This is a genomic window from Streptomyces sp. NPDC026673 (assembly GCF_040638135.1).
Taxonomy (GTDB): Bacteria; Actinomycetota; Actinomycetes; order Streptomycetales; family Streptomycetaceae; genus Actinacidiphila.
In genome coordinates, this window is record NZ_JBEZXR010000088.1 from 1 (window position 1) to 23607 (window position 23607).

Annotated in this window: 23 protein-coding genes; 10 read left to right on the forward strand and 13 right to left on the reverse strand. The window is 72.3% G+C overall.

Features of this window, described 5'->3' with window-relative positions; all coding sequences use genetic code 11:
* Positions 1-91: 91 nt before the first annotated feature.
* The 4 genes from AB0F62_RS36635 to AB0F62_RS36650 form a co-directional block, all read right to left on the reverse strand.
* Positions 92-868, reverse strand: a complete 777-nt coding sequence (locus AB0F62_RS36635; RefSeq protein WP_361809728.1) for a methyltransferase domain-containing protein — start codon at positions 866-868, stop codon at positions 92-94.
* Positions 869-942: 74 nt separating this feature from the next.
* Positions 943-1257, reverse strand: coding sequence for an SH3 domain-containing protein (locus tag AB0F62_RS36640; RefSeq protein WP_361809781.1), 315 nt, complete (start codon positions 1255-1257; stop codon positions 943-945).
* A gap of 182 nt (positions 1258-1439) precedes the next feature.
* Complete coding sequence (locus tag AB0F62_RS36645) at positions 1440-1745, reverse strand: SH3 domain-containing protein (RefSeq protein WP_361809783.1); 306 nt, start codon at positions 1743-1745, stop codon at positions 1440-1442.
* A gap of 85 nt (positions 1746-1830) precedes the next feature.
* Positions 1831-2148, reverse strand: coding sequence for an SH3 domain-containing protein (locus AB0F62_RS36650; protein WP_361809785.1), 318 nt, complete (start codon positions 2146-2148; stop codon positions 1831-1833).
* 132 nt (positions 2149-2280) lie between these two features.
* Between AB0F62_RS36650 and AB0F62_RS36655 the strand changes: the two genes are divergently transcribed.
* Positions 2281-4494 (forward strand): PQQ-binding-like beta-propeller repeat protein, encoded by a 2214-nt coding sequence (locus tag AB0F62_RS36655; RefSeq protein ID WP_361809787.1) that lies wholly within the window; start codon positions 2281-2283, stop codon positions 4492-4494.
* 69 nt (positions 4495-4563) lie between these two features.
* On the opposite strand, the gene ilvD is transcribed toward AB0F62_RS36655, so the two are convergent.
* The 4 genes from ilvD to AB0F62_RS36675 all read right to left on the reverse strand — a co-directional run bounded on the left by ilvD (position 4564) and on the right by AB0F62_RS36675 (position 9274).
* The gene (ilvD, locus tag AB0F62_RS36660; RefSeq protein ID WP_361809730.1) at positions 4564-6417 is read right to left on the reverse strand and encodes a dihydroxy-acid dehydratase; all 1854 of its coding nucleotides are present in this window, start codon (positions 6415-6417) and stop codon (positions 4564-4566) included.
* A 289-nt stretch (positions 6418-6706) separates the two neighbouring features.
* Complete coding sequence (locus tag AB0F62_RS36665; RefSeq protein ID WP_361809732.1) at positions 6707-7339, reverse strand: TetR family transcriptional regulator; 633 nt, start codon at positions 7337-7339, stop codon at positions 6707-6709.
* On the reverse strand, positions 7339-8142 hold the full coding sequence (locus AB0F62_RS36670) for a sugar phosphate isomerase/epimerase (RefSeq protein ID WP_361809789.1): 804 nt from the start codon (positions 8140-8142) through the stop codon (positions 7339-7341). The genes AB0F62_RS36665 and AB0F62_RS36670 overlap by 1 nt, the downstream gene beginning before the upstream one ends.
* Before the next feature lie 193 nt (positions 8143-8335).
* Entirely contained in the window at positions 8336-9274 is a 939-nt protein-coding gene (locus AB0F62_RS36675) for a Ppx/GppA phosphatase family protein (protein WP_361809734.1), read from the reverse strand.
* 101 nt (positions 9275-9375) lie between these two features.
* On the opposite strand from AB0F62_RS36675, the gene AB0F62_RS36680 reads away from it, so the two are divergent.
* Positions 9376-10194, forward strand: a complete 819-nt coding sequence (locus AB0F62_RS36680; protein ID WP_361809736.1) for a hypothetical protein — start codon at positions 9376-9378, stop codon at positions 10192-10194.
* Between the two features lie 25 nt (positions 10195-10219).
* Here the strand turns inward: AB0F62_RS36680 and AB0F62_RS36685 are convergent, their stop codons facing one another.
* Complete coding sequence (locus AB0F62_RS36685; protein ID WP_361809738.1) at positions 10220-11875, reverse strand: sigma-70 family RNA polymerase sigma factor; 1656 nt, start codon at positions 11873-11875, stop codon at positions 10220-10222.
* A 266-nt stretch (positions 11876-12141) separates the two neighbouring features.
* Here AB0F62_RS36685 and radA point away from each other — a divergent pair, with 266 nt between their 5' ends.
* On the forward strand, positions 12142-13530 hold the full coding sequence (gene radA, locus AB0F62_RS36690; protein ID WP_361809740.1) for a DNA repair protein RadA: 1389 nt from the start codon (positions 12142-12144) through the stop codon (positions 13528-13530).
* Between the two features lie 66 nt (positions 13531-13596).
* Positions 13597-14727 carry a DNA integrity scanning diadenylate cyclase DisA gene (gene disA / locus AB0F62_RS36695; protein ID WP_361809742.1) on the forward strand — a complete coding sequence of 377 codons (1131 nt, stop codon included), beginning with the start codon at positions 13597-13599 and terminating at the stop codon, positions 14725-14727.
* 89 nt (positions 14728-14816) lie between these two features.
* On the opposite strand, the gene AB0F62_RS36700 is transcribed toward disA, so the two are convergent.
* The gene (locus tag AB0F62_RS36700; protein WP_361809744.1) at positions 14817-15647 is read right to left on the reverse strand and encodes a hypothetical protein; all 831 of its coding nucleotides are present in this window, start codon (positions 15645-15647) and stop codon (positions 14817-14819) included.
* A 171-nt stretch (positions 15648-15818) separates the two neighbouring features.
* Between AB0F62_RS36700 and AB0F62_RS36705 the strand changes: the two genes are divergently transcribed.
* The 5 genes from AB0F62_RS36705 to AB0F62_RS36725 all read left to right on the forward strand — a co-directional run bounded on the left by AB0F62_RS36705 (position 15819) and on the right by AB0F62_RS36725 (position 20065).
* Entirely contained in the window at positions 15819-16706 is an 888-nt protein-coding gene (locus tag AB0F62_RS36705) for an A/G-specific adenine glycosylase (RefSeq protein WP_361809746.1), read from the forward strand.
* 143 nt (positions 16707-16849) lie between these two features.
* Positions 16850-17419 (forward strand): SigE family RNA polymerase sigma factor, encoded by a 570-nt coding sequence (locus tag AB0F62_RS36710; RefSeq protein WP_361809748.1) that lies wholly within the window; start codon positions 16850-16852, stop codon positions 17417-17419.
* Positions 17404-18108, forward strand: a complete 705-nt coding sequence (locus tag AB0F62_RS36715; protein ID WP_361809750.1) for a hypothetical protein — start codon at positions 17404-17406, stop codon at positions 18106-18108. The genes AB0F62_RS36710 and AB0F62_RS36715 overlap by 16 nt, the downstream gene beginning before the upstream one ends.
* A complete protein-coding gene (gene cseB, locus AB0F62_RS36720) occupies positions 18101-18784 on the forward strand; it encodes a two-component system response regulator CseB (protein WP_361809752.1) in 684 nt (227 codons plus the stop codon). Before AB0F62_RS36715 ends, cseB begins: the two co-directional genes overlap by 8 nt.
* A 48-nt stretch (positions 18785-18832) precedes the next feature.
* Positions 18833-20065: a HAMP domain-containing sensor histidine kinase gene (locus AB0F62_RS36725; protein WP_361809754.1), complete on the forward strand. Its 1233-nt coding sequence runs from the start codon at positions 18833-18835 to the stop codon at positions 20063-20065.
* A 119-nt stretch (positions 20066-20184) separates the two neighbouring features.
* Here AB0F62_RS36725 and AB0F62_RS36730 read toward each other — a convergent pair whose 3' ends face one another.
* Together AB0F62_RS36730 and AB0F62_RS36735 are read right to left on the reverse strand one after the other, a co-directional pair.
* Positions 20185-20403 (reverse strand): helix-turn-helix transcriptional regulator, encoded by a 219-nt coding sequence (locus AB0F62_RS36730; RefSeq protein ID WP_361809756.1) that lies wholly within the window; start codon positions 20401-20403, stop codon positions 20185-20187.
* 72 nt (positions 20404-20475) lie between these two features.
* Complete coding sequence (locus AB0F62_RS36735) at positions 20476-22020, reverse strand: MDR family MFS transporter (protein ID WP_361809759.1); 1545 nt, start codon at positions 22018-22020, stop codon at positions 20476-20478.
* A 125-nt stretch (positions 22021-22145) separates the two neighbouring features.
* On the opposite strand from AB0F62_RS36735, the gene AB0F62_RS36740 reads away from it, so the two are divergent.
* Positions 22146-22730, forward strand: coding sequence for a TetR/AcrR family transcriptional regulator (locus AB0F62_RS36740; RefSeq protein ID WP_361809761.1), 585 nt, complete (start codon positions 22146-22148; stop codon positions 22728-22730).
* On the opposite strand, the gene AB0F62_RS36745 is transcribed toward AB0F62_RS36740, so the two are convergent.
* The gene (locus AB0F62_RS36745; protein ID WP_361809763.1) at positions 22712-23413 is read right to left on the reverse strand and encodes a M23 family metallopeptidase; all 702 of its coding nucleotides are present in this window, start codon (positions 23411-23413) and stop codon (positions 22712-22714) included. The two genes, AB0F62_RS36740 and AB0F62_RS36745, sit on opposite strands and share 19 nt — an antisense overlap.
* Positions 23414-23607: the final 194 nt, after the last annotated feature.

The following is a 23607-nucleotide window of genomic DNA, read 5'->3' on the forward strand; positions in this document are numbered from 1 at the left end:
GGCTTCACAGCTACAACCACCACCGCGGACACACCGCCCTGAACGGCAAACCACCCGCCAGCCGCGTCCCCAACCTCACAGGGCAATACAACTAGGCCTTGATCGCGACCGTGAGGTCGACCTTGTAGGGCTCGGCCACCCGGCCGTCCGGGAAGAGCGCCAGCAGCTCGCGCCGCTCCTCGTCGAGGATCCGGCGGGCGGCGTCCGGCGCGAGCACGGCGAAGTAGGAGCGGCTGCCGAGCATCGCCAGGTGCGTGTCCATCGGGACGGTGCGCGTCCAGGGGAGCACGCGGTTCGCGGAGCGCGTCCCCAGGCGGGGGCCGAGCGAGCGGAGGATGTCCTGCGCGGTGCCGGTCAGGCCGTTCTCGTGGTACTGGGGGACCACGCGGGCCAGCCGGTCCTCCTGCTCCCGCACCCAGTCGGCGCTCATGTCCGGCACGTTCCACCACAGGGCGAGCGCGCCGCCCGGGCGCAGCACCCGCACCGCCTCCGGGACGGACGCGGCCGGGTCCGTCCAGTGCCACGCCTGCGCGTACGTCACATAGTCCGCCACCCCGGACGCGAACGGCAGCGCGTCCCCGTCCCCCCGTACGAGCGGCACCCCGGGCTGTCCCGCCCGCAACTGCGCCGCCATCCCCGCCCCGGGCTCGACGGCGGTCACGTTGGCCCCGCGGGCCCGTATCAGCGCGGTGGCGATCCCCGTCCCCGCGCCCACGTCCAGGACCGTGGCCCCGGCGAAGGGGCGGCCGGTGATCTCCTCGACGGCGTCGAACAGCTCTGCGGGGTAACCCGGGCGGGCCGCGGCGTACTGCGCGGCGACGGTGTTGAACGACTGGGCGAGCACGCGGTGGGCCGGCTGTGTGGTCATGGGGGTTGTTCTTCCCCGCGGGACAGCGGTGCGACCCACCGCGTGACGGTCGGCGGACGTGCAGCGGTCCGGCGTCAGCCGCAGGGCGGCGCGACGTAGCCGTCGCTGCCGGTGTGCACGTAGGTGTCGGAGACGTACTGGCCGGGGCCGATCCGGTCCCAGATGTTCGACGTCCCGTAGTAGCCGCTCACCGTGGTGCCGTCGGCCTGGCAGAAGATGGGCACGCGGACGTCGTAGGGCAGGACCTTCACGATCTGGTACCCCGTTCCGGGCCCGCTGCGGACGTTGAGGCGCACGCCCGGCGCGACCGGATAGGTGATGACCTCGTCGGCCGATGCCGCGGCGGCGTCACCGGCGCCACCGAGAACCACGAACGCCAACCCGGCCATGGTGGCCGCACCGGCGGCCAGCACGGACCGCCGGTTCTCGCTCTTTCTCAACATGTTCCTCCCGCAGACAGAGCCCTTGTGGACGCACGCCGTCGACGGCTGCCGGGCAGGCCATGGAGCCCCGCGGCGTGATGAGGCATGAGGTGGGACGAGGTACGGCTGTTCCGGCGGACGATCCGACCTCAGGTGCAGCGCGCGGCGACGTACCCGTCGCTGCCGGTGTGCACGTAGGTGTCGGAGACGTACTGGTCGGGACCGATCCGGTCCCAGATGTTCGACGTCCCGTAGTAGCCACTCACCGTGGTGCCGGGCGTCTGGCAGAAGATCGGCACCTTGGCGTCGTAGGGCAGGATCCTGACGATCTGGTGGCTGGTGCCGGGTCCGCTGCGGACATTGAGACGCACGTCCGGCGCGACCGAGTAGTACACCAGGTCGACTGCCGCCGCGTCGGCCGCGCCCCCGAGAACCAGGAACGCCACCCCGGCCATGGTGGCCGCGCCTGCGGCCAGCACAGACCGCCTCCTGCTGCCCTTGCTCAACGCACTCTCCTCATGAATGAAGGCCTGACCGTCGTCACCCGCAGCGTGCGGCGATGTAGCCGTCGCTGCCGGTGTGCACGTAGGCGTCGGAGACGAACTGGTTGGGGCCGATCCGGTCCCAGATGTTCGACGTCCCGTAGTAGCCGCTCACCGTGGTGCCGGGCGCCTGGCAGAAGATCGGCACCTTGATGTCGTACGGCAGGACCTTGACGATGGGGTAGTTCGTGCCGGGACCAGAGCGGACGTTGAGGCGGCAGCCCGGGGCGACGGGGTAGTGCACCACGTCCGCTGCCGCTGTGATGTCGGCAATCACCGCGTCTGCGCTAGCTGAAGCAGACGCGTCAAGATTCATCTCGGCCATTGGCCCTCCCCCGTGGAAATTCACGCTCTGTCAGGTGCAGGCTAGCAATCCGAGCCGTCGTCGTAACGGGGATCCACTAGGCTCGCCAAGTTGCGGCTGCAGACGAACACACGGGGGTGGGTCATGCCGCCACTGCGGAGACCCGGGACCGGCCCGGAAGCGGAACATCCGGAATACGCGGGGCAGTACCGGCTGGAGAGACGACTCGGCTCCGGCGGCATGGGCGTGGTGCACCTGTCACGCTCCACCTCCGGCATGCGCCTCGCCGTCAAGGTCGTCCACGAGGAGCTCGCGGAAGACCCCGAGTTCAGGGCACGTTTTCGACAGGAGGTCACCGCCGCACGGCGGGTGAGCGGGGCGTTCACCGCGCCCGTCGTGGACGCCGACCCCGACGCCGATCGGCCGTGGATGGCCACCCTCTACATACCCGGACCGACGCTGGCCGAGTTCGTGAAGCGGAACGGGCCGGTGTCACCCGCCCAGGTGCGTTATCTGATGGCAGGCCTGGCCGAGGCGTTGCGGGACATTCATCGGGCAGGAGTCGTTCACCGCGATCTGAAGCCGAGCAATGTGCTGTTGGCCGCCGACGGCCCGAAAGTGATCGACTTCGGCATCTCACGGCCGTCCGACAGCAACCTGCGGACCGAAACGGGCAAGTTGATCGGCACGCCGCCGTTCATGGCGCCCGAACAATTCCGACGCCCCCGGGAAGTGGGGCCGGCCGCCGATGTCTTCGCGATGGCCAGCGTCCTGGTGCACTCGGCCACCGGGCGCAGCCCCTTCGAGTCGGACAGCCCGTACATCGTTGCCTATCAAGTCGTGCACGATGAGCCTCAGCTGGAAGGCACAGCTGCGGATCTCCGCCCGATCATCGAGCGTTGCCTCGCCAAGGAGCCGGAGGACCGCCCGACCCCGGATGAGTTGATGGCCGAGCTGCGATCGGTCTCGGCTTCGTACGACACCCAGACCTTCGCCGCTTTCGATACCGGCGATGCCCCGGCCGAAAGGCTCATACCGACGCAGCGGCAACCCACCGGGCACGAAGCCGTCTCTGTCGCGAGAGCATCCGGCTCTGGCGACGACGCGGGATCGCCGCCGTCAAGAGGCCGTCTCTCCCGCAAAGCCCCGCGCCGGGCGGGAGTCGTCGCATTGGCTCTGGCCGTCCTGGGCACGGGTACCCTGCTCGCGACGCGCCTCCACATGGACCACTCCGGCACATCGGGCCATCACGGCGCCCGTGACCCCCGCGAGGTTTCCGCCAGTTCTGCCTTCCACTCGTGGAGCACGGTCCTGCGAAGCGACGACGGCCCCGCCATGGCAGCCTGTGCCTACGCCGAACGAGCGCTCTTCTGCACCGGGCCCGGGGTCCGGGCGGCAAAGGTGGACCCTGACAGCGGACTGCTGCAGTGGTCCGTACGGGCGGGGCGCATCTCCAGCGTCGGTGTCACTCCCACGCCTCCGATGCTGTCCGAGGGCACACTGCAAGTCGTCGACACCGACCAGTCCCGGTTGGAGGGCCTGGATCCGGTCACCGGCAAGACCAAATGGACACGGGACATCTCTGCAAATGACGGAGCCTTCTACGGCACGCGGGCGACGGTTCTCCTCGTGGGGCACGGCGGAACCGTCACTGCGGTGGACGGCAGGACCGGCACCGAACGTTGGCGAAGCAAGCTGCCCGGGCACGTCCAGCCATCGTTCGCCGCGTACGACGGCGCCGAAGTCGCTTACGCCGTCGAGACGAGCAGCGACGGTCGGCACACACTGGTGACCGCCGTGGACCAGGCCGACGGAACGGTTCGGAAGCAAGCTCGTTTCGACGGCCAGCTGAGCCCGATCGGCAGCTCCGGCACGGCCCTCTTCCTGACGTCCTCGGATGCCTTCACCCGGACGGACGGAATCGTCCGTCTCCGCCTCGCCGACTGGTCGATTCGTCGCATTCCACTCACCAAACCCCTGGAGCAGCCGCAGGCCCTGGTGAGTGGCGAGACGGTGTACCTCCTCGCACAGGGTGGCGCACTGCTGGCCATCGACACTCATCGAGCCGACGGCGCTGCGGTGCCGCAGTTGTGGCGCATCGAGACCAGTGTGAACGACGGCTCTCGGCCGACCGTCGTCGGCGATCGCCTGTACTTCACCGCTGCCGATGGGAGGCTGCTCGCCGTCGACGCCAGACGTGGTGACTTCCTCGGCCAGACCCGGTCACGCCTCGGGCAACGACCGGACACCGCTCCGACCAGTCCACCGTCCCCCGTCGTCGCCGACGGAAAGGTGTTCGCGACCGCACCCGACGGCAGCGTGTTCGCCGTGGACGCGAAGGACCCCTCCCGCTGGTGAGGCGTACGAGCGGAAGGGGTCCCGGCGATGACGGCGGCCCGGGTGTGACCCGGGGCGCGGCCCGGGCGGTCAGCCCTCGAGCTTGGTGACGTCGCGGACGGCGCCCTTGTCCGCGCTGGTGGCCATCGCCGCGTACGCCTTCAGGGCCGGGGAGACCTTGCGGTCGCGTCCCTTGGGGGCGTAGACGCCGCCCAGGGCGGCGCGGCGGGCGGCCAGGTCCTCGTCGGACACGAGCAGTTCGATCGTGCGGCCGGGGATGTCGATGCGGATGCGGTCACCGTCCTCGACGAGGGCGATGGTGCCGCCGGAGGCCGCCTCGGGGGAGGCGTGGCCGATGGACAGGCCCGAAGTGCCGCCGGAGAAGCGGCCGTCGGTGATGAGGGCGCAGGCCTTGCCCAGACCCCGGCCCTTGAGGAAGGAGGTGGGGTAGAGCATCTCCTGCATGCCGGGGCCGCCCTTGGGGCCCTCGTAGCGGATGACGACGACGTCGCCCTCCTTGATCTCCTTGCGGAGGATCTTGTCGACGGCCTCGTCCTGGGACTCGCAGACCACGGCCGGCCCCTCGAAGGTCCAGATGGACTCGTCGACGCCGGCGGTCTTGACCACGCAGCCGTCGACGGCGAGGTTGCCGTGGAGCACCGCGAGGCCGCCGTCCTTGGAGTAGGCGTGCTCGGCGGAGCGGATGCAGCCCTCGGCGGCGTCGAGGTCGAGCGCCTCCCACCGCTCGGACTGGGAGAAGGCGGTGGCGGAGCGGACGCAGCCCGGGGCGGCGTGCCAGAGTTCCTCGGCCTCGGCGGAGGGGGAGCCGCCGCGCACGTCCCAGGTCTTGAGCCAGTCTGCCAGCGACGGGGAGTGGACGGCGTGGACGTCCTCGTTCAGCAGGCCGGCCCGGTGGAGTTCGCCGAGCAGGGCGGGGATGCCGCCGGCGCGGTGCACGTCCTCCATGTAGTACGTGCGGCTCTTCGCGACGTTGGGCGCGACCTTGGCCAGGCAGGGCACGCGGCGCGAGACGGCGTCGATGTCGGTCAGGCCGAAGGGGACGCCGGCCTCCTGGGCCGCGGCGAGCAGGTGGAGGATCGTGTTGGTCGAGCCGCCCATGGCGATGTCGAGGGCCATGGCGTTCTCGAAGGCCGCGAAGGTGGCGATCGAGCGCGGCAGCACGGACTCGTCGTCCTGCTCGTAGTAGCGCCGGGTGAGGTCGACCACCGTGCGGCCGGCGTCCTCGTAGAGCGCCTTGCGGGCGGTGTGGGTGGCCAGGACCGAGCCGTTGCCGGGCAGCGACAGGCCCATCGCCTCGGTGAGGCAGTTCATCGAGTTGGCGGTGAACATGCCGGAACACGAGCCGCAGGTGGGGCAGGCGTTCTCCTCGATGCGGAGGATGTCCTCGTCGGAGATCTTGTCGTTGACGGCGTCGGCGATCGCGTCGATCAGGTCGAGGGTGCGGACGGTGCCGTCGACGAGGGTGGCGCGGCCGGCCTCCATGGGGCCGCCCGAGACGAACACGGTGGGGATGTTCAGCCGCAGGGCGGCCATCAGCATGCCCGGAGTGATCTTGTCGCAGTTGGAGATGCAGATCAGCGCGTCGGCGCAGTGCGCCTCGACCATGTACTCGACGGAGTCGGCGATCAGGTCGCGGGAGGGCAGCGAGTACAGCATGCCGCCGTGGCCCATGGCGATGCCGTCGTCGACGGCGATGGTGTTGAACTCGCGCGGCACGGCGCCCGCGGCCTTGATCGCCTCACTGACGATGCGGCCGACCGGCTGCAGATGGGTGTGCCCGGGCACGAACTCCGTGAAGCTGTTGGCCACCGCGATGATCGGCTTGCCGATGTCCTCGCTCGCTACGCCCGAGGCACGCATGAGGGCGCGGGCGCCCGCCATGTTGCGGCCGTGGGTGACTGTGCGGGACCTCAGCTCGGGCACGGGGACCACTCCCTACGTTTCCATCTCGGAGCCTTCGAGCGTACGCCTCCGGTCGCGGCGTGCGGCGGTGCGTCCGCATCGCGGACGGTGAGTCCACGGTGTGGATGGCTTCCGGTAACGGCCGTGACGGCTCCGTCACGGGCGGCGCCGCGGCGGCGCTCTCCCCCAGTATCGGCCCTTTTGCCGCGTTTCCGGCTCCTCCGTGATCCCGGCGGCCACGCACGGCGGGTGTGCCCGCGTACGGGCCGACCGCGTACGGGTCGGAAGAGGAGGGGATCCCAGGGGATCCTCACTCCTCGACGGGGCCGGGATCCGTCAGGTACCGCTGCAGTGTGGGCGCGACGAGGGCGACGACGTCCTCCATGTCCGCCGAGGCCAGCGGCTCGATCTTGATCACGTAGCGCATGATCGCGATGCCCATCATCTGCGCTCCCGCGAGTTCCGCGCGGAGCCGGGGGTCGGGGACCTTCAGCTCCGACGCGACGCGCTCCAGCAGCCGCCGCAGGACGATGCCGCGCAGCACGCTCGCGGCGGTGTCGTTGGTGACGGCGGAGCGCACGATCGCCAGCATGGGGGCCCGGGTGACCGGGTTCTCCCAGATCTCGATGAAGAAGCGGGCCAGCCGCTCCCCGACGCCGTCGGCACCCGCCGCGAGGACGTCGGGGACGCCGAACGCGGGCTCGAAGGACAACTCGATGGAGGCGGCGAACACCTGCTCCTTCGCCCCGAAGTAGTGGTGCACCAGCGCCGGGTCCACGTCCGCGGACTTGGCGATCGACCGGATCGAGGTCTTGTCGTAGCCGCGGGCCGAGAACTCCTGCCGGGCCGCGGCGAGGATCCGCTCCCGGGTCTCGACGGTGCCCGCACGGGCTCCCAGGGGGCGGCCGCGCCCACGCCTGCCGGCGGTCCCCTCCGCGGACATCAGCGCACCCGCGCGGCGGCGGCCAGGTGCAGCCGGGTGAAGGCCAGCGCCTCGGCGAGGTCCGCCTCGCGCTCGGCCGCCGACATCGCGCGCCGGGTGTTGACCTCGATCACCACGTGGCCGTCGAAGCCGCGCGAGGCCAGGCTCTCCAGGACCTCCGCGCAGGGCTGCTTGCCGCGTCCGGGAACCAGGTGCTCGTCCTTGCCGGAGCCGCTGCCGTCGGCCAGGTGGACGTGGCCGAGCCGGTCGCCCATGCGGTCGAGCATCTCCAGGGTCTCGGTCCTGGCCGTGGCGGTGTGGGACAGGTCGATCGTGAAGTGCCGGTAGTCGTCCTTGGTCGGGTCCCAGTCGGGGGCGTACGCGAGCATCTCCCGGTCCCGGTAGCGCCACGGGTACATGTTCTCGACCGCGAACCGGACGTCCGTCTCGCCCGCCATCCGCCAGATGCCGGTGACGAACTCACGCGCGTAGCTGCGCTGCCACCGGAAGGGCGGGTGGACGACCACGGTCGTCGCTCCCAGCTTCTCCGCGGCCACCTGCGCCCGCTGCAGCTTCACCCACGGGTCGGTCGACCAGACCCGCTGGGTGATCAGCAGGCAGGGCGCGTGCACCGCCAGGATCGGGATGCCGTGGTAGTCCGAGAGCCGGCGCAGGGCCTCGATGTCCTGGCTGACCGGGTCGGTCCACACCATCACCTCGACGCCGTCGTAGCCCAGCCGGGCCGCGATCTCGAAGGCCGTCGCGGTGGACTCGGGGTAGACCGAGGCCGTGGACAGCGCGACCTTCGCGTCCGGTACGCGCACGGTGTGTCCGTTCGGGTCCACAGGGTCAGGGGCTGCCACGGGGAACAGCGTACGGCGGCCGGTCGGCCGAACGGCACAGGGCGCCCGGCCGACGTGACGCGATCAACACGCGGGCGCCGACGCGGCGGCAGAAGAAGCGGAGGCCGTACGGAGGCCGTACGGAGGCGGCACGGCCGCCCGGCATCCGCCGCCGTCAGCCCCGGTCGCTCGTCATGAGGTCCAGGCGGCGCAGGATGACGCCCTCGCGCAGCGCCCACGGGCAGACCTCGAGCTCGCCGACCCCGTACAGATCCATCGCCGCGTCCGCGACCAGCGCCCCGGCCAGCAACTGGCGGGCCCGGCCCTCCGACACGCCGGGGAGTTGCCGGCGGGCGCCCTCCGTCATGGCCGCCAGCCGCGGCACCCACTCCTCCAGCGCCTTCCGGGTGAGCGTGCGCTGCACATACTGGCCCTCGGCGGAGCGCGCGGCGCCCGCGATCCGGGCCAGCTGCTTGAAGGTCTTGGAGGTGCCCACCACGTGGTCGGGCGTGCCGAGCCGGCTGAATTCGGCGACGGTACGGGCGATCTCGGCGCGCACGTGCTTGCGCAGACCGCGCACGTCGTCCGCGCCGGGCGGGTCGCCGGGGAGCCAGCCGCTGGTGAGCCGGCCGGCGCCGAGCGGCAGGGAGACCGCGGCGTCCGGGTCCTCGTCCACGCCGTACGCAACCTCGAGGGAGCCGCCGCCGATGTCCAGCATGAGCAGCCGGCCGGAGGACCAGCCGAACCAGCGCCGGGCGGCGAGGAAGGTGAGCCGCGCCTCGTCCTCGCCGGACAGCACGGTCAGGTTGACCCCGGTCTCCTCGGCGACCCGGGCGAGCACCCGCTCGCCGTTGGCGGCCTCGCGCACCGCGCTGGTCGCGAACGGCAACACGTCCTCGACGCCCTTGTCCTCGGCGACGACCAGGGCCTCGGCGACCTGGGCGACCAGCCGCCGCACGCCGTCCTCGCGGATCGCGCCGTCCCCGTCCAGCAGCTCCGCCAGCCGCAGCTCGGCCTTGTGGGAGTAGGCCGGAAGCGGACGCGCTCCGGGATGCGCGTCCATGACCAGAAGGTGGACGGTATTCGAACCCACGTCGAGGACACCGAGTCTCATGCCCGGAACGCTACTGCGCCGAGTCCGGCCCGGGGACATGCGGGGTATGGGCACCTGCGCGGGTGACCACTCGAGAAGCTTCACGTGCTTACCCTGACATCGTGGCGAAGGCGAAAAAGGCGACGAAGCGACAGCATCACCCGGACGTGTCGGACGAGGTCGGGCTCGACTTCCCGCGCGCATGGGTCGAGTTCCCCGATCCGGCCGACGACGAACAGGTCTTCCGGTGCGACCTGACGTGGCTCACCTCACGGTGGAACTGCATCTTCGGGCGCGGTTGCGAGGGTATCGAGGCGGGCCGGGCCGGCGACGGCTGCTGCACGCTCGGCGCGCACTTCTCGGACGACGACGACGAGAAACGCGTCGCGAGGCACGTGGAACGGCTCACCCCGGAGCTGTGGCAGTTCCACGACGTCGCGCAGGAGGGCGGCTGGGCCGAGGTCAACGAGGAGGGCGACCGGCAGACGCGGCGGCACGAGGGAGCCTGTGTCTTCCTCAACCGCCCCGGTTTCCCGGCGGGCGCCGGCTGCGCGCTGCACACGCTCGCGCTCCGGGAGGGCCGCGAGCCGCTGGAGACGAAGCCGGACGTGTGCTGGCAGCTGCCGATCCGGCGGACGTACGACTGGGTGGACCGGCCCGACGAAACGCGCGTGCTGATGATCTCGATCGGCGAGTACGACCGGCGCGGCTGGGGCCCCGGCGGCCACGACCTGCACTGGTGGTGCACCGGGGCGCGGTCCGCGCACGGCGCGGGTGAACCGGTGTACGTCTCGTACCGGGCGGAACTGACGGAGCTGATGGGGCCGGCGGCCTACGCACGCCTGGTCGAGCTGTGCGAACAGCGGCTGGCGTCACTGCTGCCGATGGCACCGCATCCGGCGGACCCGGTACCGGGCGCCGGGAACGGCACCTCCTCCTAGGCCCTGCCCGTCCTCCTCCCAGGCTCTAGGAGGAGGACGGCACCGGGGAGGGACTCTGGCCGGGCGGGTCGCTCGGTGTCGGGTCGGGGGCGGACGGGGTCGGCGAGGGTTCCGGGGAGGGCGCTTGCCTCCCCGATCCCTCGATTGTGACGACCGCACCCGACGGGTCGAACCAGATCCGTGCGGACCAGGGCCCCACGGGTTCCCGCGATCGGTCGACGGAGACCGTCAGGGTCGCGGTCTCCCCGGGCCGCAGCCTGCCGTGGCTCCGGCTCAGCCGCAGCCACGGCTCGGACGTGGCGGCCCGCCAGCGAACCGGCGTGTCGCCCTCCGCGGTGAGGGTGACGACGGTGACGTGGCCACGCGAGCGGGCCTCCACGATGAGCCGGCCGGGGCGCGGCGCCGAGCGGTCCCCGCCGTCCGCGGCGTCGCCGGAGGGCGAGGCGGAACCGCGGGCACCGGCCGACGCGGAGGCCGAGGCGGAGGCCGAGGGGGCGGCGGAGACGACGGACACCGACAGCCGGCCGTGACCGGCACGCCCGGCCCGCCCGCGCGCGTCCGCGGTACCGGCGACGCCGGCCTTCTCGTACTGCACGCCGTCCAGGCCGTCGCCGGCGCTGAAGGAACCTTCCCCCTGGTGGTCCGGGGCCAGCGGGGCCCCGTGATACGCCGCCCACAGCGCCAGCACCGGCGCCGCGACGACGGCCGCGACCACCGTGGACGTCACCGCGCGGTGCCGCAGCCGGGCCCGGCGCGCCATGCGCTCCTTCAGATCCATCGGGAAGCCGCGCCGGTCGAAGCGCGGGGTGCCCTCGCGGCTGCGCCCGGTGCCGCCCCGCATGGCGTGCAGCAGGGCGGCGTACGCGGCCGAGCGGGGCGCCTCGACCGTCGACAGCACGGCGGTCGCGGCGGTGGTCGCCAGGCCGGGCCAGGGGCCTCGTGCGACGGCGCGCTCGGCCGTCACCCGGCAGTGCGGGCACACGTCGACGTGGGTCACCAGCTCGCGGCGGAGCGCGGAGCCCAGCAGCACCCTCGCGTCCCCGGCGAGCCGGGCGACCGCCGCGCAGTTGCCGAGCTCCACGACGGCGAGCGCCGCCCGGGTGCGCTCCACCTCGCAGGCCGCCTGCGCCAGCAGCGCCCGCGTCGCGTCCGGCTCGCGCCCGACGACCAGGGCCACCTCGTGCGGCGCCAACTGGTGCCGCACCGCGAGTTCCAGCGCCTCGCGCTGCTCGGGCGTGGTGCCGGCCGCCTCGGGCCAGGCCAGCGCCGCCAGTTCGCCGCGCCTGCGGGCGGCCACGTCCGCCGACGCCTGCACCGATACCGACCGCCCCTCGGCCAGCGTGCGCAGGCAGGCCCAGCGGGCCAGCGCGTACAGCCAGGGCCTGCGCAGCTCCGGGTCGCGCAGCCGGGCGCGCTGGCGCTCGGCCACGGCCAGCACGTCGCCGAGGGCGGCGGCCGCGGAATCGTGCTCGCACAGCACGGAGAGGCAGTAGGTGAACAGCCCGTCCAGATACGGCTCGTAGTGGGCGGGCGGCTGCGCGGGCAGCGTCCCCTGCGGGCGTGGCCGCCGCCGCGCCGGGGCCCCGTTGCCGCCCGGCGCGGCGCGGCCACGCTGAACCGGCGCGCGGTGTCGGCGGTGCGCGCCGGTGGTCTGGGAGGGGGTGTCAGGCCTGCTGCTCATCACTCCGTGACGGTAGGACCACGACCCGTACGCCCTCAGGCATCACGGCGGGCTTTAATCCAAATGGGTGGTGATCCCGCCCGAAAGAGCACACGCCGCTCACTCTGTCGAGTGACCCCTCCGGCCGCGTGCGCGAGCCCTTCCCCGCGCCGTACGGCGGTCCCCCGGCGCCCGGGCCCCTGCCGGCCCCTCCGCCGTACGGCGTGCGGCGCCGGAAACCCCGGCGGGTCGCCGCGTTGTCGGTGGCACCCGATACCGTGCAGCGCATGGCCGCCCGTACTCGCCCCGCATCCAAGGACCGTCCCGCCTACCGCTGCACGGAGTGCGGCTGGACGACGGTCAAGTGGCTCGGCCGCTGCGGCGAGTGCCAGGCGTGGGGCACGGTCGAGGAGTACGGCGGCGCGTCGCCGGTGCGGACGACCGCGCCGGGCCGGGTGACCACCCCGGCGAAGCCGATCGCGCAGGTGGACGGACGCCAGGCGACCGCGCGCGGGACGGGGGTGCCGGAGCTGGACCGTGTCCTGGGCGGGGGGCTGGTGCCCGGGGCCGTGGTGCTGCTCGCGGGCGAGCCCGGCGTGGGCAAGTCGACGCTGCTGCTGGACGTCGCGGCGAAGGCGGCGGGCCCGCAGACCCGGACGCTGTATGTGACCGGTGAGGAGTCCGCGTCGCAGGTCCGGCTGCGTGCCGACCGCATCGGGGCGCTCTCCGACCACCTCTTCCTGGCCGCCGAGACGGATCTGTCCGCCGTGCTCGGCCACCTCGACGACGTGAAGCCGTCGCTGCTGATCCTGGACTCGGTGCAGACGGTCGCCTCCCCCGAGATCGACGGCGCCCCCGGCGGCATGGCCCAGGTGCGCGAGGTCGCGGGCGCCCTGATCCGCGCGTCGAAGGAGCGCGGCATGTCGACGCTGCTCGTCGGCCACGTCACCAAGGACGGCGCGATCGCGGGCCCCCGCCTGCTGGAGCACCTGGTGGACGTGGTGCTCTCCTTCGAGGGCGACCGGCACGCCCGCCTGCGGCTGATCCGGGGCATCAAGAACCGCTACGGCGCCACCGACGAGGTCGGCTGCTTCGAGTTGCACGACGAGGGCATCACGGGCCTGGCCGACCCGTCCGGGCTCTTCCTGACCCGCCGCGACGAGCCCGTCCCGGGCACGTGCCTGACCGTCACGCTGGAGGGCAAGCGCCCGCTGGTCGCCGAGGTGCAGGCGCTGACCGTGGACACCCAGATCCCGTCCCCGCGCCGGACGACCTCCGGTCTGGAGAACTCGCGGGTGTCGATGATGCTGGCGGTGCTGGAGCAGCGGGGCCGGATCCGGTCGATCGGCAAGCAGGACATCTACACGGCGACCGTCGGCGGGGTGAAGCTCGGGGAGCCGGCCGCCGACCTGGCCGTGGCGCTCGCCCTGGCCAGCGCGGCGATCGACACGCCGCTCCCGAAGAACCTGGTCGCGGTGGGCGAGGTGGGCCTCGCGGGCGAGGTCAGGCGGGTCACCGGGGTGCAGCGCAGGCTCGCCGAGGCGGCACGGCTGGGCTTCACCCACGCCCTGGTGCCCCCGGACCCGGGGAAGATCCCCGCGGGGATGAAGGTGACGGAGGTGACGGACATAGGGGACGCCTTGCGCGTCCTGCCCAAGAGGGCCCCACGTCCCTGACCCTTCCGACGGTAAACTTTGCCCTGGTCTCGCCCATCCGGGCATCCGTACGACCGGAGGAGAGCAGTGGCAGCCAACGACCGGGCGGCAGCTCCCGGCAAAGCCTGGAGTCGCGAGGGCTCCGGCGGTGACGGCCTGATGCGCGCCTCCCTGAGCGCCGTGGCCCCCGGCACCGGGCTTCGGGACGGCCTCGAGCGGGTTCTTCGCGGCAACACCGGCGGCCTCATCGTCCTGGGCATGGACAAGACGGTCGAGTCGCTGTGCACCGGCGGTTTCGTGCTGGACGTCGAGTTCAGCGCCACGCGGCTGCGCGAGCTGTGCAAGCTCGACGGCGCCCTCATCCTCGACCGGGACATCACCAAAATCGTGCGGGCCGGGGTCCAGCTGGTGCCGGACGCGGCCATCCCCACCGAGGAGACCGGCACGCGGCACCGCACCGCGCAGCGGGTCTCCATCCAGACCGGCTTCCCGGTCGTCTCCGTCAGCCAGTCGATGCGGCTGATCGCGCTCTACGTGGGCGGGCAGCGACGCGTCCTGGAGGACTCGGCGGCGATCCTGTCCCGCGCCAATCAGGCGCTGGCCACTTTGGAACGTTACAAGCTGCGGCTGGACGAGGTGGCGGGCACGCTCTCCGCCCTGGAGATCGAGGACCTGGTCACCGTCCGGGACGTCACGGCGGTCGCCCAGCGCCTGGAGATGGTGCGCCGGATCGCCACGGAGATCGCGGAGTACGTGGTCGAGCTGGGCACCGACGGCCGGCTGCTCTCCCTCCAGCTGGACGAGCTGATCGCGGGCGTGGAACCCGAGCGCGAGCTGGTCGTGCGCGACTACGTGCCGGAGCCGACCGCCAAGCGCAGCCGCACGGTCGCCGAGGCGCTCACCGAACTGGACTCGCTGCCCCAGGGCGAGCTGCTCGAACTCCCCACCGTGGCGAGGGCGCTGGGCTACGCCGGCTCCCCGGAGGCACTGGACTCCGCGGTCTCGCCGCGCGGGTACCGGCTGCTGGCGAAGGTGCCGCGACTGCCCAACGCGATCGTGGAGCGGCTGGTCGAGCACTTCGGCGGGCTGCAGAAGCTGCTCGCGGCGAGCGTGGACGATCTGCAGACGGTCGACGGCGTCGGCGAGGCACGCGCCCGCTCGGTCCGCGAGGGCCTGTCGCGCCTCGCGGAGTCCTCGATCCTGGAACGCTACGTCTGAGGTCCCCGGCCCGGCGTCGCGCCGGGCGTCGCGCCGGGCGCCGGTCCGGCGCCCGGGACGTATCCGGAGCCCGTCCGAGGCCCGAGGCGTCAGGCGTTCTTCAGGACGAAGGACGTCTGCTTGGCGGAGCGGCCGGGGAGCTTCACCTCGAGCAGGTAGGTGCCGTGAGGAGCCGTCCGGCCCTTGGGCGTGGCGCACTGCGGCGAGCTGGTCCTGCGGTCCCACTCGACGTCGTACGAGGTGGAGCCGTCCGCCGGGACCTGCAGCAGATACGGGGCCCGGCTCTTCGGACAGTCGTCACTGGCCCACACGTGGCGGTCGTCGACGTCGGTGATGGTGACGACCGCCGAGTCCGGCCCGAAGTCCAGCTTGCAGGCGGTGGCCGAGGAGTTGGTCGCGGTCAGCGTGAACCGGGGCCGCTCACCGGGCTCGTAGGAGTTGTCGGCGCTGCGCACGCTCAGCGAGACGGCCTGGCCGCAGTCCGGCAGCGAGGAGCCGGCCGGCAGTTGCGCACCGCCGCTGCCGCCACCACTGCCGCCGGAACTCCCGGCGCCACCGGCTCCCGTGGCGCCGCTGTCCGCACCGCCGTCCGCTCCTCCGGAGTCGGTGCCCTGCGAACTGCCGTCCGTGGCACCGGAGTCGCCGCTGCCGCCGTCCGAGGCGTCACCGCCGTCGTCGCCCCCGCCACCGCCGACGGAGCCGCCCGGACGGGAGCTGTTGAGCGGACCGCTCGCGGAGGGGCCGGGGGTGATGGAGGGGGCGGGCGAGCGGCCGTCGGGGCCGTTGGCGCTGTTCCCCCCGCCACCGCGGGAGTTGACGGCCCATACGGCCAGGACGGTGAGCAGCGCGAGCAGGAGCAGCACAACCGCCCGTCGCCGCCAGTAGATGGAGGACGGGAGAGGTCCCACGGGATTGCGCATTGAGCCCACGCGCAAACCTTATGCGGTTTCCCTTGAATCGGACCAAGGCACGCGCGGCACGCTGGCAACTTGTGTGATTGATCAGCAGATCTCCCTTCCGTTCCGGGGACCCTCCCCGCCGTTTCGCGGTCCCCGCCGCGGCGGCCGCGGGGACGTAGGATCGGAGGCGCTATGAACGACGACCGCGACCACCGCCATCTGCACGCCCCCGTGATCGACTGGTTCGACGAGAACGCCCGGGATCTTCCGTGGCGCCGGCCCGAGGCGGGCGCGTGGGGCGTCATGGTCAGCGAGTTCATGCTGCAGCAGACCCCGGTCAGCCGGGTCCTGCCGGTGTACGGGCAGTGGCTGGAGCGCTGGCCCTCGCCGGCGGCGCTGGCCGCGGAGCCCTCCGGCGAGGCGGTGCGCGCCTGGGGCCGGCTGGGCTATCCGCGCCGGGCGCTGCGGCTGCACGCCGCGGCGACCGCGATCACCCAGCTGCACGACGGCGAAGTCCCCACGGACCATGCCGAGTTGCTGGCCCTGCCGGGGGTCGGCGAGTACACGGCCGCCGCGGTGGCCTCGTTCGCGTACGGGCAGCGGCACGCGGTGCTGGACACCAATGTGCGCCGCGTCTTCGCGCGCGCCGTGACCGGGGTGGAGTACCCGCCGAACGCCACGACCGCCGCCGAGCGCCGGATCGCCCACCGGATGCTCCCCGCCGACGAGGCGACCGCCGCCCGCTGGGCGGCCGCCACGATGGAGCTGGGCGCCCTGATCTGCACCGCCCGCGGCCCCGAGTGCGTGCGCTGCCCGATCGCCGCGCGGTGCGCCTGGCGGCTGGCAGGTTCCCCCGCGCACGACGGCCCGCCCCGCCGCGGCCAGACGTACGCCGGCACCGACCGGCAGGTCCGGGGCAGGCTGCTGGCCGTGCTGCGGGAGGCGACGGCGCCGGTGCCGCAGGCCGCGCTGGACGCGGTGTGGCACGAGCCCGTCCAGCGCGCCCGGGCCCTGGACGGCCTGGTCGCCGACGGCTTGGTGGAACCCCTCGAGGAGGGTCTGTACCGGTTGCCCGGCTGAGCGGCGCGGTGGCCGAATGGCCCCGTCGTTACACAACCGATGGGTGGCTGTGGGTTCGCTGTGCGGCGGTGGTCGCGAAAGCCGTACATCCGGTCCGTAGCGTCGGCCGCGTCGTAATCAAGCGCGCGGGACGGAGGGACCCCATGGCGGCGAACGCCCAGGGAACAGCCCAGGTGATGGACTTCGAGGAGTACGTGCGGAGCCGTCAGGAGGCCCTGCTGCGCAGCGCGCGCCGACTGGTCCCGGACCCGATCGACGCCCAGGACCTGGTGCAGACCGCGCTGGCCCGGACCTACCCGCGCTGGGGCGACATCGCCGACAAGAGTCTCGCCGACGCCTATATGCGCCGGGTGATGATCAACACCCGTACCGAGTGGTGGCGGGCCCGGCGGCTGGAGGAGGTGCCGACCCCCGAGCTGCCGGAGCGTTCCGTGGACGACGGCGCCGAGCAGCGGGCCGACCGGGCGATGCTGCTGGAGGCGCTCGGCATGCTGGCCCCCAAGCAGCGCCAGGTGGTGCTGCTGCGCCACTACCGGCAGCTCAGCACGGAGGAGACGGCGCACGCGCTGGGCATGTCGGTGGGTACCGTGAAGAGCACCCTGCACCGGGCGCTGGCGCGACTGCGTGCCGAGCTCCAGCGGCAGAGCAACGGATACGGAAGGCCCGCGGAGCCCGCGACGGGCAGGACGGAGGGCGTGTGCGCCGCAGCGTAGTCCCGGTCGGTGCCGCTGCCGCCGCTGTCGCGGTGTGCGGGGCACTCGTCGCCGTGACCAGCTGCCGCGACTCCGGCGGTGTGCGCGAGGAGGGCACCGCCGCGATCTCCTCCCCCGCCCCGCCGTCGCCCTCGGTGTCGCCCCCGGCATCGGGCACCCACCCCATGGACGCCGGGCCGTCCGCGGCCCCGCGGGAGAAGGCCGCCGTGGACCCCGCGGACGTGATGCGCCTGGTGAAGGGCGACCCGAAGGTGGCCCCGGACATCCGGGACAGCCTGGTGGCCTGCGCCGTGCCGTCGGCGAGCGCCGGGGTCCACCCGCAGGCCGCCGCGGAGCCCTACCCGGTGGACCGCCGCTCCGGCCCGCTGACCGGGAAGGACGGCACGGACCTGGTGGTCAACGTCTCGACCTGCGCGGACAGCGTGGGCATCGGAAGCTATGTCTACCGCCGGGTGGACGGCGGGTACGTCAACGTCTTCGCCGACGAGCAGCCGCCGGTCTTCGCCGAGATCAGCGACGGCACCCTGAAGGTGACGCATCAGGTGTACGAGCCCCAGGACGCGGTCTCCAATCCCTCCGGTGAGGACGTGACCACCTACCGGTGGAACGGCACCCGCTTCGAGGAGGTCTCGTTCTCCCACCGCGACTACGGGAAGTCGGACGACGCCGGGGGCGGTGCGCATGGCTGACACGCACGTGCTCTTCGTCGAGGACGACGACGTCATCCGCGAGGCCACCACGCTCGCGCTGGAGCGCGACGGCTTCCTCGTGACGGCCGTGGCGGACGGCGTGGCCGGGCTGGAGGCGTTCCGGGCCCGGAAGCCCGACCTGGCGCTGCTGGACGTGATGGTGCCGGGCCTGGACGGGGTGAGCCTGTGCCGGCGTATCAGGGACGAGTCGACGGTTCCGGTGATCATGCTCTCGGCGCGGGCGGACGCGATCGACGTGGTGCTGGGCCTGGAGGCGGGCGCCGACGACTACGTCACCAAGCCCTTCGACGGGGCCGTGCTGACCGCCCGGATGCGGGCGGTGCTGCGGCGATTCCGGGTGGCGGCGGCGGACGAGCCGCCGGCCGGGACCGGGGTGCTGACCTTCGGGGACGTGGAGGTCGACCCGGAGGGCATGGAGGTGCGGCGCGGCGGTGAGCGGATCGCGCTGACGCCCACGGAGATGCGGCTGCTGCTGGAGTTCTCGGCGGCGCCGGGCACGGTGCTGTCCAGGGACCGGCTGCTGGAGCGGGTCTGGGACTACGACTGGGGCGGCGACACCCGGGTGGTGGACGTCCATGTGCAGCGACTGCGGGCGAAGATCGGGCAGGAGCGCATCGAGACGGTGCGCGGCTTCGGCTACAAGCTGAGGGGCTGACGCGTGACCGCACGTCCCGGGGGCCCCGCGGCGGGGAAGAGCCGGCCGATGCCGAAGATCGGGCTGCGCTGGAAGGTCTGCGTGGCGATCGCGGTGGTGTCGGCGCTGGTGGCCCTCGTGCTGAGCCTGGTGGTGCACAACGCGGCCCGGGCCAGCATGATCGACGACTCCCGGGGGGTGCAGAACGAGCGGGTGCAGTTCGCCCAGCGGATCTACGAGTCCACCGGCCGGCTCGCCATAGACGCCCGGCTGGACGACCCCGACCTGCCCGCGCCGCTGAAGCGGCTGGCCCGCGAGGGCAAGCGGGCCACCTATGTCTCCGGCAACGGCGGCGCGCCCGTGGTGTGGGCGGCGACCCCGCTGGCGGACGGCAAGATCCTGTCGCTGAAGACGACGTTCACCGACCGCTTCTCGGTCCTGGTGGACCTGGACCAGGCGCTGGTCATCGGCTCGTCCGCGGTCGTCGTGGGCGGCACGGCCCTGGGGGTGCTCATCGGCGGGCAGCTGTCCCGGCGGCTGCGCAAGGCGGCCGAGGCGGCGGGCCGGGTCGCCGACGGGGAGACCCGCGTACGCGTGCGCGACGCGATCGGCGGCCGCGTCCGCGACGAGACGGACGAGCTGGCCCGGGCCGTGGACGCCATGGCCGACGCCCTGGCCGGGCGGCTGGAGGCGGAGCGCCGGGTCACCGCGGACATCGCCCATGAGCTGCGCACCCCGGTGACGGGTCTGGTCACCGCGGCCGAGCTGCTGCCGCCGGGGCGCCCCTCGGAGCTGGTCAGGGACCGCTCCCAGGCGCTGCGCACGCTGGTCGAGGACGTCCTGGAGGTCGCCCGGCTGGACGGCGCCGCCGAGCAGGCCGATCTCCAGGAGGTGGCGCTGGGCGACTTCGTACGGCGCCGGGTGGCGGCGGCGGTGCCCGCCGCGACGGTCACCGTCCGCGGTGACGCCGTCGTGCGCACCGACCCGCGCCGTCTGGAGCGGGTCCTGGGCAACCTGCTGGCGAACGCCGCGCGGCACGGCCGGCCGCCGATCGAGGTGACCGTGGACGGCCCCTACGTGGAGGTCCGCGACCACGGCCCGGGCTTCCCCGAGGATCTGCTCCGCGAGGGGCCGAGCCGCTTCCGCACGGGCAGCAGCGACCGGGCCGGCAGCGGCCACGGCCTGGGGCTGACCATCGCCACCGGCCAGACCCGCGTCCTGAACGCCCGCCTCACCTTCCGCAACGTGCCCGAGGAACAGGGCGGCGGCGCGGTCGCGCGGCTGCTCCTGCCGCGCGAATAGCCGCGGGACGCGGGTGCGGCCGGAGCCAGGGCCGGGGCCGGGGCCGGGGCGGGGGTGGGAACACGGCTGCGGGGCTGCGGGGCGGGACGCGGCCGGGATCGACTGCGCGGCCGGGCCGGTCAGCCCTGGGCCTTCGCGTGCTCCGTGCGCCGGCGGCTCGGATACCGGCCGGGTGTGGGTGTCTCCCCGTGGACCGCCCCGAAGGAGCGCACGAAGTGGTGGCGGGAGCAACCGGCGTGCGCGGCCACCGCGTCCAGGTCCGCCGGCCGGGCCCGGTCGCGGTCCATCGCCTCCTCGGCCCGCCGCAGCCGGTGCGCGAGCCGCAGGTCCTCCGCCATACGCCGATGCTCGCACGGGGTCGGACGACGACCCCGTGCGAGCATCGGCGACGGCTGTGCGGGCCGGGCGGCTCAGACCGCCTCGACCGCGGCGACCGCCTCTTCCGTGGAGGGCACGGCGGGCGCCGAGCGCAGCGGGATCTCCTTCACGAAGAAGGCCAGCAGGAAGCCGACGACGCTGACCGCCGCGCCCCACAGGAAGACGTGGTGCGTGCCGCCGGCGACGGCGTGGAGGTAGGCGTCCTTGACGGCCGGCGGCAGCTTGGCCAGGCCCGACGGGTCCAGCTGCGCGGAGCCCGACGTCGCCCCCGCGGCGGCGGAGCCGAGGCGGTCCGTCATGGTGTTCTGCACCTGGTGGGTGAAGATCGCGCCGAAGAGGGCGACGCCGAAGGAGCCGCCGATCGTCCGGAAGAGGGTGGAGGACGAGGAGCCGACGCCCATGTCCTTCATCTCGACGCTGTTCTGCGCGATGAGCATGGTGATCTGCATCAGGAAGCCCATGCCCGCGCCGAGCACGGCCATCCACACGCCGGAGACGAACTGGCTGGTGCCGGTGTCCATCGTGGACAGCAGATAGAGGCCGACGGTCATCAGGCCGCCGCCGACGATCGGGAAGATCTTGTACTTGCCGGTCTGGGTGGTGACCCGGCCGGCTATGAGCGAGACGACCATCATCGACAGCAGCAGCGGCAGCAGCAGGAGACCGGAGTTGGTCGCGGTGGCGCCCTGGACGATCTGCTGGAACAGCGGCAGGAAGGTCATCGCGCCGAACATCACGAAGCCGACCAGGAAGCCGATCACCGAGATCAGCGAGAAGTTGCGGCTGTGGAAGATGTGCAGCGGGATGACGGGCTCCGCGACGCGGGTCTCCACGTAGAGGAAGCCGGCCAGGGCGGCCAGGCCGAGCACCAGCAGGCCCAGGATCTGGGGCGAGCCCCATGCGTACTGGTTGCCGCCCCAGGTGGTCAGCAGGACCAGCGAGGTGATGCCAACGGTGAGCAGCACCGTGCCGAGGTAGTCGATGCTCGTCTTGATCTGCTTCTTCGGCAGGTGCAGCACCGCCGAGATCATGAAGAGGGCGACCACGCCGAGCGGGAGGTTGATGTAGAAGCTCCAGCGCCAGCCCCAGTTGTCGGTGATGTAACCGCCGACGAGCGGGCCGCCGATCATGGCGACCGCCATGACACCGGCCATCATGCCCTGGTACTTGCCGCGCTCCCGCGGCGGGATCAGGTCACCGATGATCGCCATGACACCGACGATCAGACCGCCGGCGCCCAGGCCCTGCACGGCGCGGAAGGCGATCAGCTGGCCCATGTCCTGCGCCATGCCGGACAGCGCCGATCCGATCAGGAAGATCACGATCGACGACATGAAGATGCCCTTGCGACCGTACAGGTCGCCGAGCTTGCCCCAGACCGGCGTCGACGCGGCGGTGGCGAGCGTGTACGCGGTGACCACCCAGGACAGGTGCTCCAGGCCGCCCAGCTCACCCACGATGGTGGGCATCGCGGTGCCGATGATCATGTTGTCCAGCATCGCGAGCAGCATCGCGATCATGAGCCCGAACAACACCACGCGCACACTGCGCTGTGGGGTCTCGGCGGTATCCGCCATCACAAGCTCCCCTACTTGTTTCTTACGTGCACTCAGTTTGCTTACTTGCCGCCCGGCTAGTTGCCCAGGGCATCCTGACAGTATGCGGCTTACTAGCCGGGCGTCAAGTAAGTTAAAGTTCGCCCATGGCAACGCCCCACGTACGCAGAGGTGACACGCGCCGCCGGATCCAGGACGTCGCGCTGTCGCTCTTCGCCGAGCAGGGATACGAGAAGACGTCCCTGCGCGAGATCGCCGAGCACCTCGACGTGACCAAAGCCGCGTTGTACTACCACTTCAAGACCAAAGAGGACATCCTCAAGAGCATCGTCGAGGACCTGGCCTCACCGGTCGACGAGCTGATCGCCTGGGCCGAGCAGCAGCCGCGCACCCTGGAGACCAAGCGCGAGGTGCTACGGCGCTACGCCGACGCGCTGTGGAGTGCCGGCCCACTCTTCCGCTTCCTCCAGGAGAACCAGGCGACCGTCCGCGACCTCAGCATCGGCGAGACCTTCAAGTCCAAACTGCTCGCCGTGCACTCCCTGCTGAGGGACCCCGACGCGCCGCTGACCGACCAGGTCCGCTCCATCACCGCGGTCTTCGCGATGCACGCGGGAATGTTCGCCATGCAGAACCTCGAGGGCGACCCCGAGGACAAGCGTGCCGCCGTCCTCGAGGTCGCCCAGGAGTTGATCGCCCAGACCTACCGGGGTCAGACCGAGACGCCGTGAGCCCGGAGGTAGGGCAGCGGGTTCACGGACGAGCCGTAGTAGGGGGTCTTGCGGATCTCGAAGTGCAGGTGGGGACCGGTGCTGTTGCCGGTGTTGCCGGAGAGCGCGATCTGCTGGCCCTCGCCGACGTGCTGACCGACGCGCACCTGCATCTTCGACAGGTGGGCGTACTGCGAGTACATGCCGTTGGAGTGGCGGATCACGATGTTGTTGCCGTAGGCGCCGCCCCAGCCCGCCTCGACCACGGTGCCGGCGTGCACGGCGTGCACCTTCGTGCCGATGGCCACGGCGAAGTCCTGACCGGAGTGCTTGTGGGCCCAGCGGGCGCCGTTCTGGGCGTAGCCGGCGGACAGCACGTACTTCTGCACCGGCGCCATCCAGCCGCTGTTGCCGCGGTTCTGCTGCTGCGGGGCGCTCTTCTGGGACCGCCCGACGTGGCTCTGATGATCGGCGCGCGCGTGGCGGTCGGTCTTCACCGTCGCGGCGGCGCGCTGCTGCACATCGGCCTGCGCACGGGTGACGTCCGCCAGCTTCCCGGCCGCACTGAGGCCCAGCAGACTCGCACCCTGCGTCTCCGCCATGGCGGTCCCCGCCGCGCCCAGTGCCAGCGAGGCGCAGACGCCCGCGGTCACGACGGTACGACGGCCAAGGAAGACGGAGTTCGAGATCTTGGGCATACGCATTCGGAATTACCTCGCGGAAATAGCCGGGCAAGAACATTGCGACGTGTTCGCCGCGATCCCTTGGTAACCCGACATTCCACGCCCGGACAAACCCCCCCATCTACTACCGTGATTCGTCGCGGAAAGCTCCGGCACCCCGCTTCCTCGCCTGCCGCACGGGCCCGGCCCACTAAGGTGATTCGTACGTGTCACAG

Bases quoted from the DNA above. Each gene is read 5' to 3' on its own strand.
- AB0F62_RS36735 (WP_361809759.1), bottom strand. From the start codon at position 22,020: ATGGCGGATACCGCCGAGACCCCACAGCGCAGTGTGCGCGTGGTGTTG.
- radA (WP_361809740.1), top strand. From the start codon at position 12,142: ATGGCCGCCCGTACTCGCCCCGCATCCAAGGACCGTCCCGCCTACCGC.
- AB0F62_RS36730 (WP_361809756.1), bottom strand. From the start codon at position 20,403: ATGGCGGAGGACCTGCGGCTCGCGCACCGGCTGCGGCGGGCCGAGGAG.
- AB0F62_RS36650 (WP_361809785.1), bottom strand. From the start codon at position 2,148: ATGAATCTTGACGCGTCTGCTTCAGCTAGCGCAGACGCGGTGATTGCC.
- AB0F62_RS36700 (WP_361809744.1), bottom strand. From the start codon at position 15,647: ATGCGCAATCCCGTGGGACCTCTCCCGTCCTCCATCTACTGGCGGCGA.
- AB0F62_RS36685 (WP_361809738.1), bottom strand. From the start codon at position 11,875: ATGAGCAGCAGGCCTGACACCCCCTCCCAGACCACCGGCGCGCACCGC.
- AB0F62_RS36705 (WP_361809746.1), top strand. From the start codon at position 15,819: ATGAACGACGACCGCGACCACCGCCATCTGCACGCCCCCGTGATCGAC.
- AB0F62_RS36740 (WP_361809761.1), top strand. From the start codon at position 22,146: ATGGCAACGCCCCACGTACGCAGAGGTGACACGCGCCGCCGGATCCAG.
- cseB (WP_361809752.1), top strand. From the start codon at position 18,101: ATGGCTGACACGCACGTGCTCTTCGTCGAGGACGACGACGTCATCCGC.
- AB0F62_RS36645 (WP_361809783.1), bottom strand. From the start codon at position 1,745: ATGGCCGGGGTGGCGTTCCTGGTTCTCGGGGGCGCGGCCGACGCGGCG.
- AB0F62_RS36640 (WP_361809781.1), bottom strand. From the start codon at position 1,257: ATGGCCGGGTTGGCGTTCGTGGTTCTCGGTGGCGCCGGTGACGCCGCC.
- AB0F62_RS36710 (WP_361809748.1), top strand. From the start codon at position 16,850: ATGGCGGCGAACGCCCAGGGAACAGCCCAGGTGATGGACTTCGAGGAG.
- AB0F62_RS36745 (WP_361809763.1), bottom strand. From the start codon at position 23,413: ATGCGTATGCCCAAGATCTCGAACTCCGTCTTCCTTGGCCGTCGTACC.
- AB0F62_RS36635 (WP_361809728.1), bottom strand. From the start codon at position 868: ATGACCACACAGCCGGCCCACCGCGTGCTCGCCCAGTCGTTCAACACC.
- AB0F62_RS36675 (WP_361809734.1), bottom strand. From the start codon at position 9,274: ATGAGACTCGGTGTCCTCGACGTGGGTTCGAATACCGTCCACCTTCTG.
- AB0F62_RS36725 (WP_361809754.1), top strand. From the start codon at position 18,833: ATGCCGAAGATCGGGCTGCGCTGGAAGGTCTGCGTGGCGATCGCGGTG.
- AB0F62_RS36655 (WP_361809787.1), top strand. From the start codon at position 2,281: ATGCCGCCACTGCGGAGACCCGGGACCGGCCCGGAAGCGGAACATCCG.
- AB0F62_RS36665 (WP_361809732.1), bottom strand. From the start codon at position 7,339: ATGTCCGCGGAGGGGACCGCCGGCAGGCGTGGGCGCGGCCGCCCCCTG.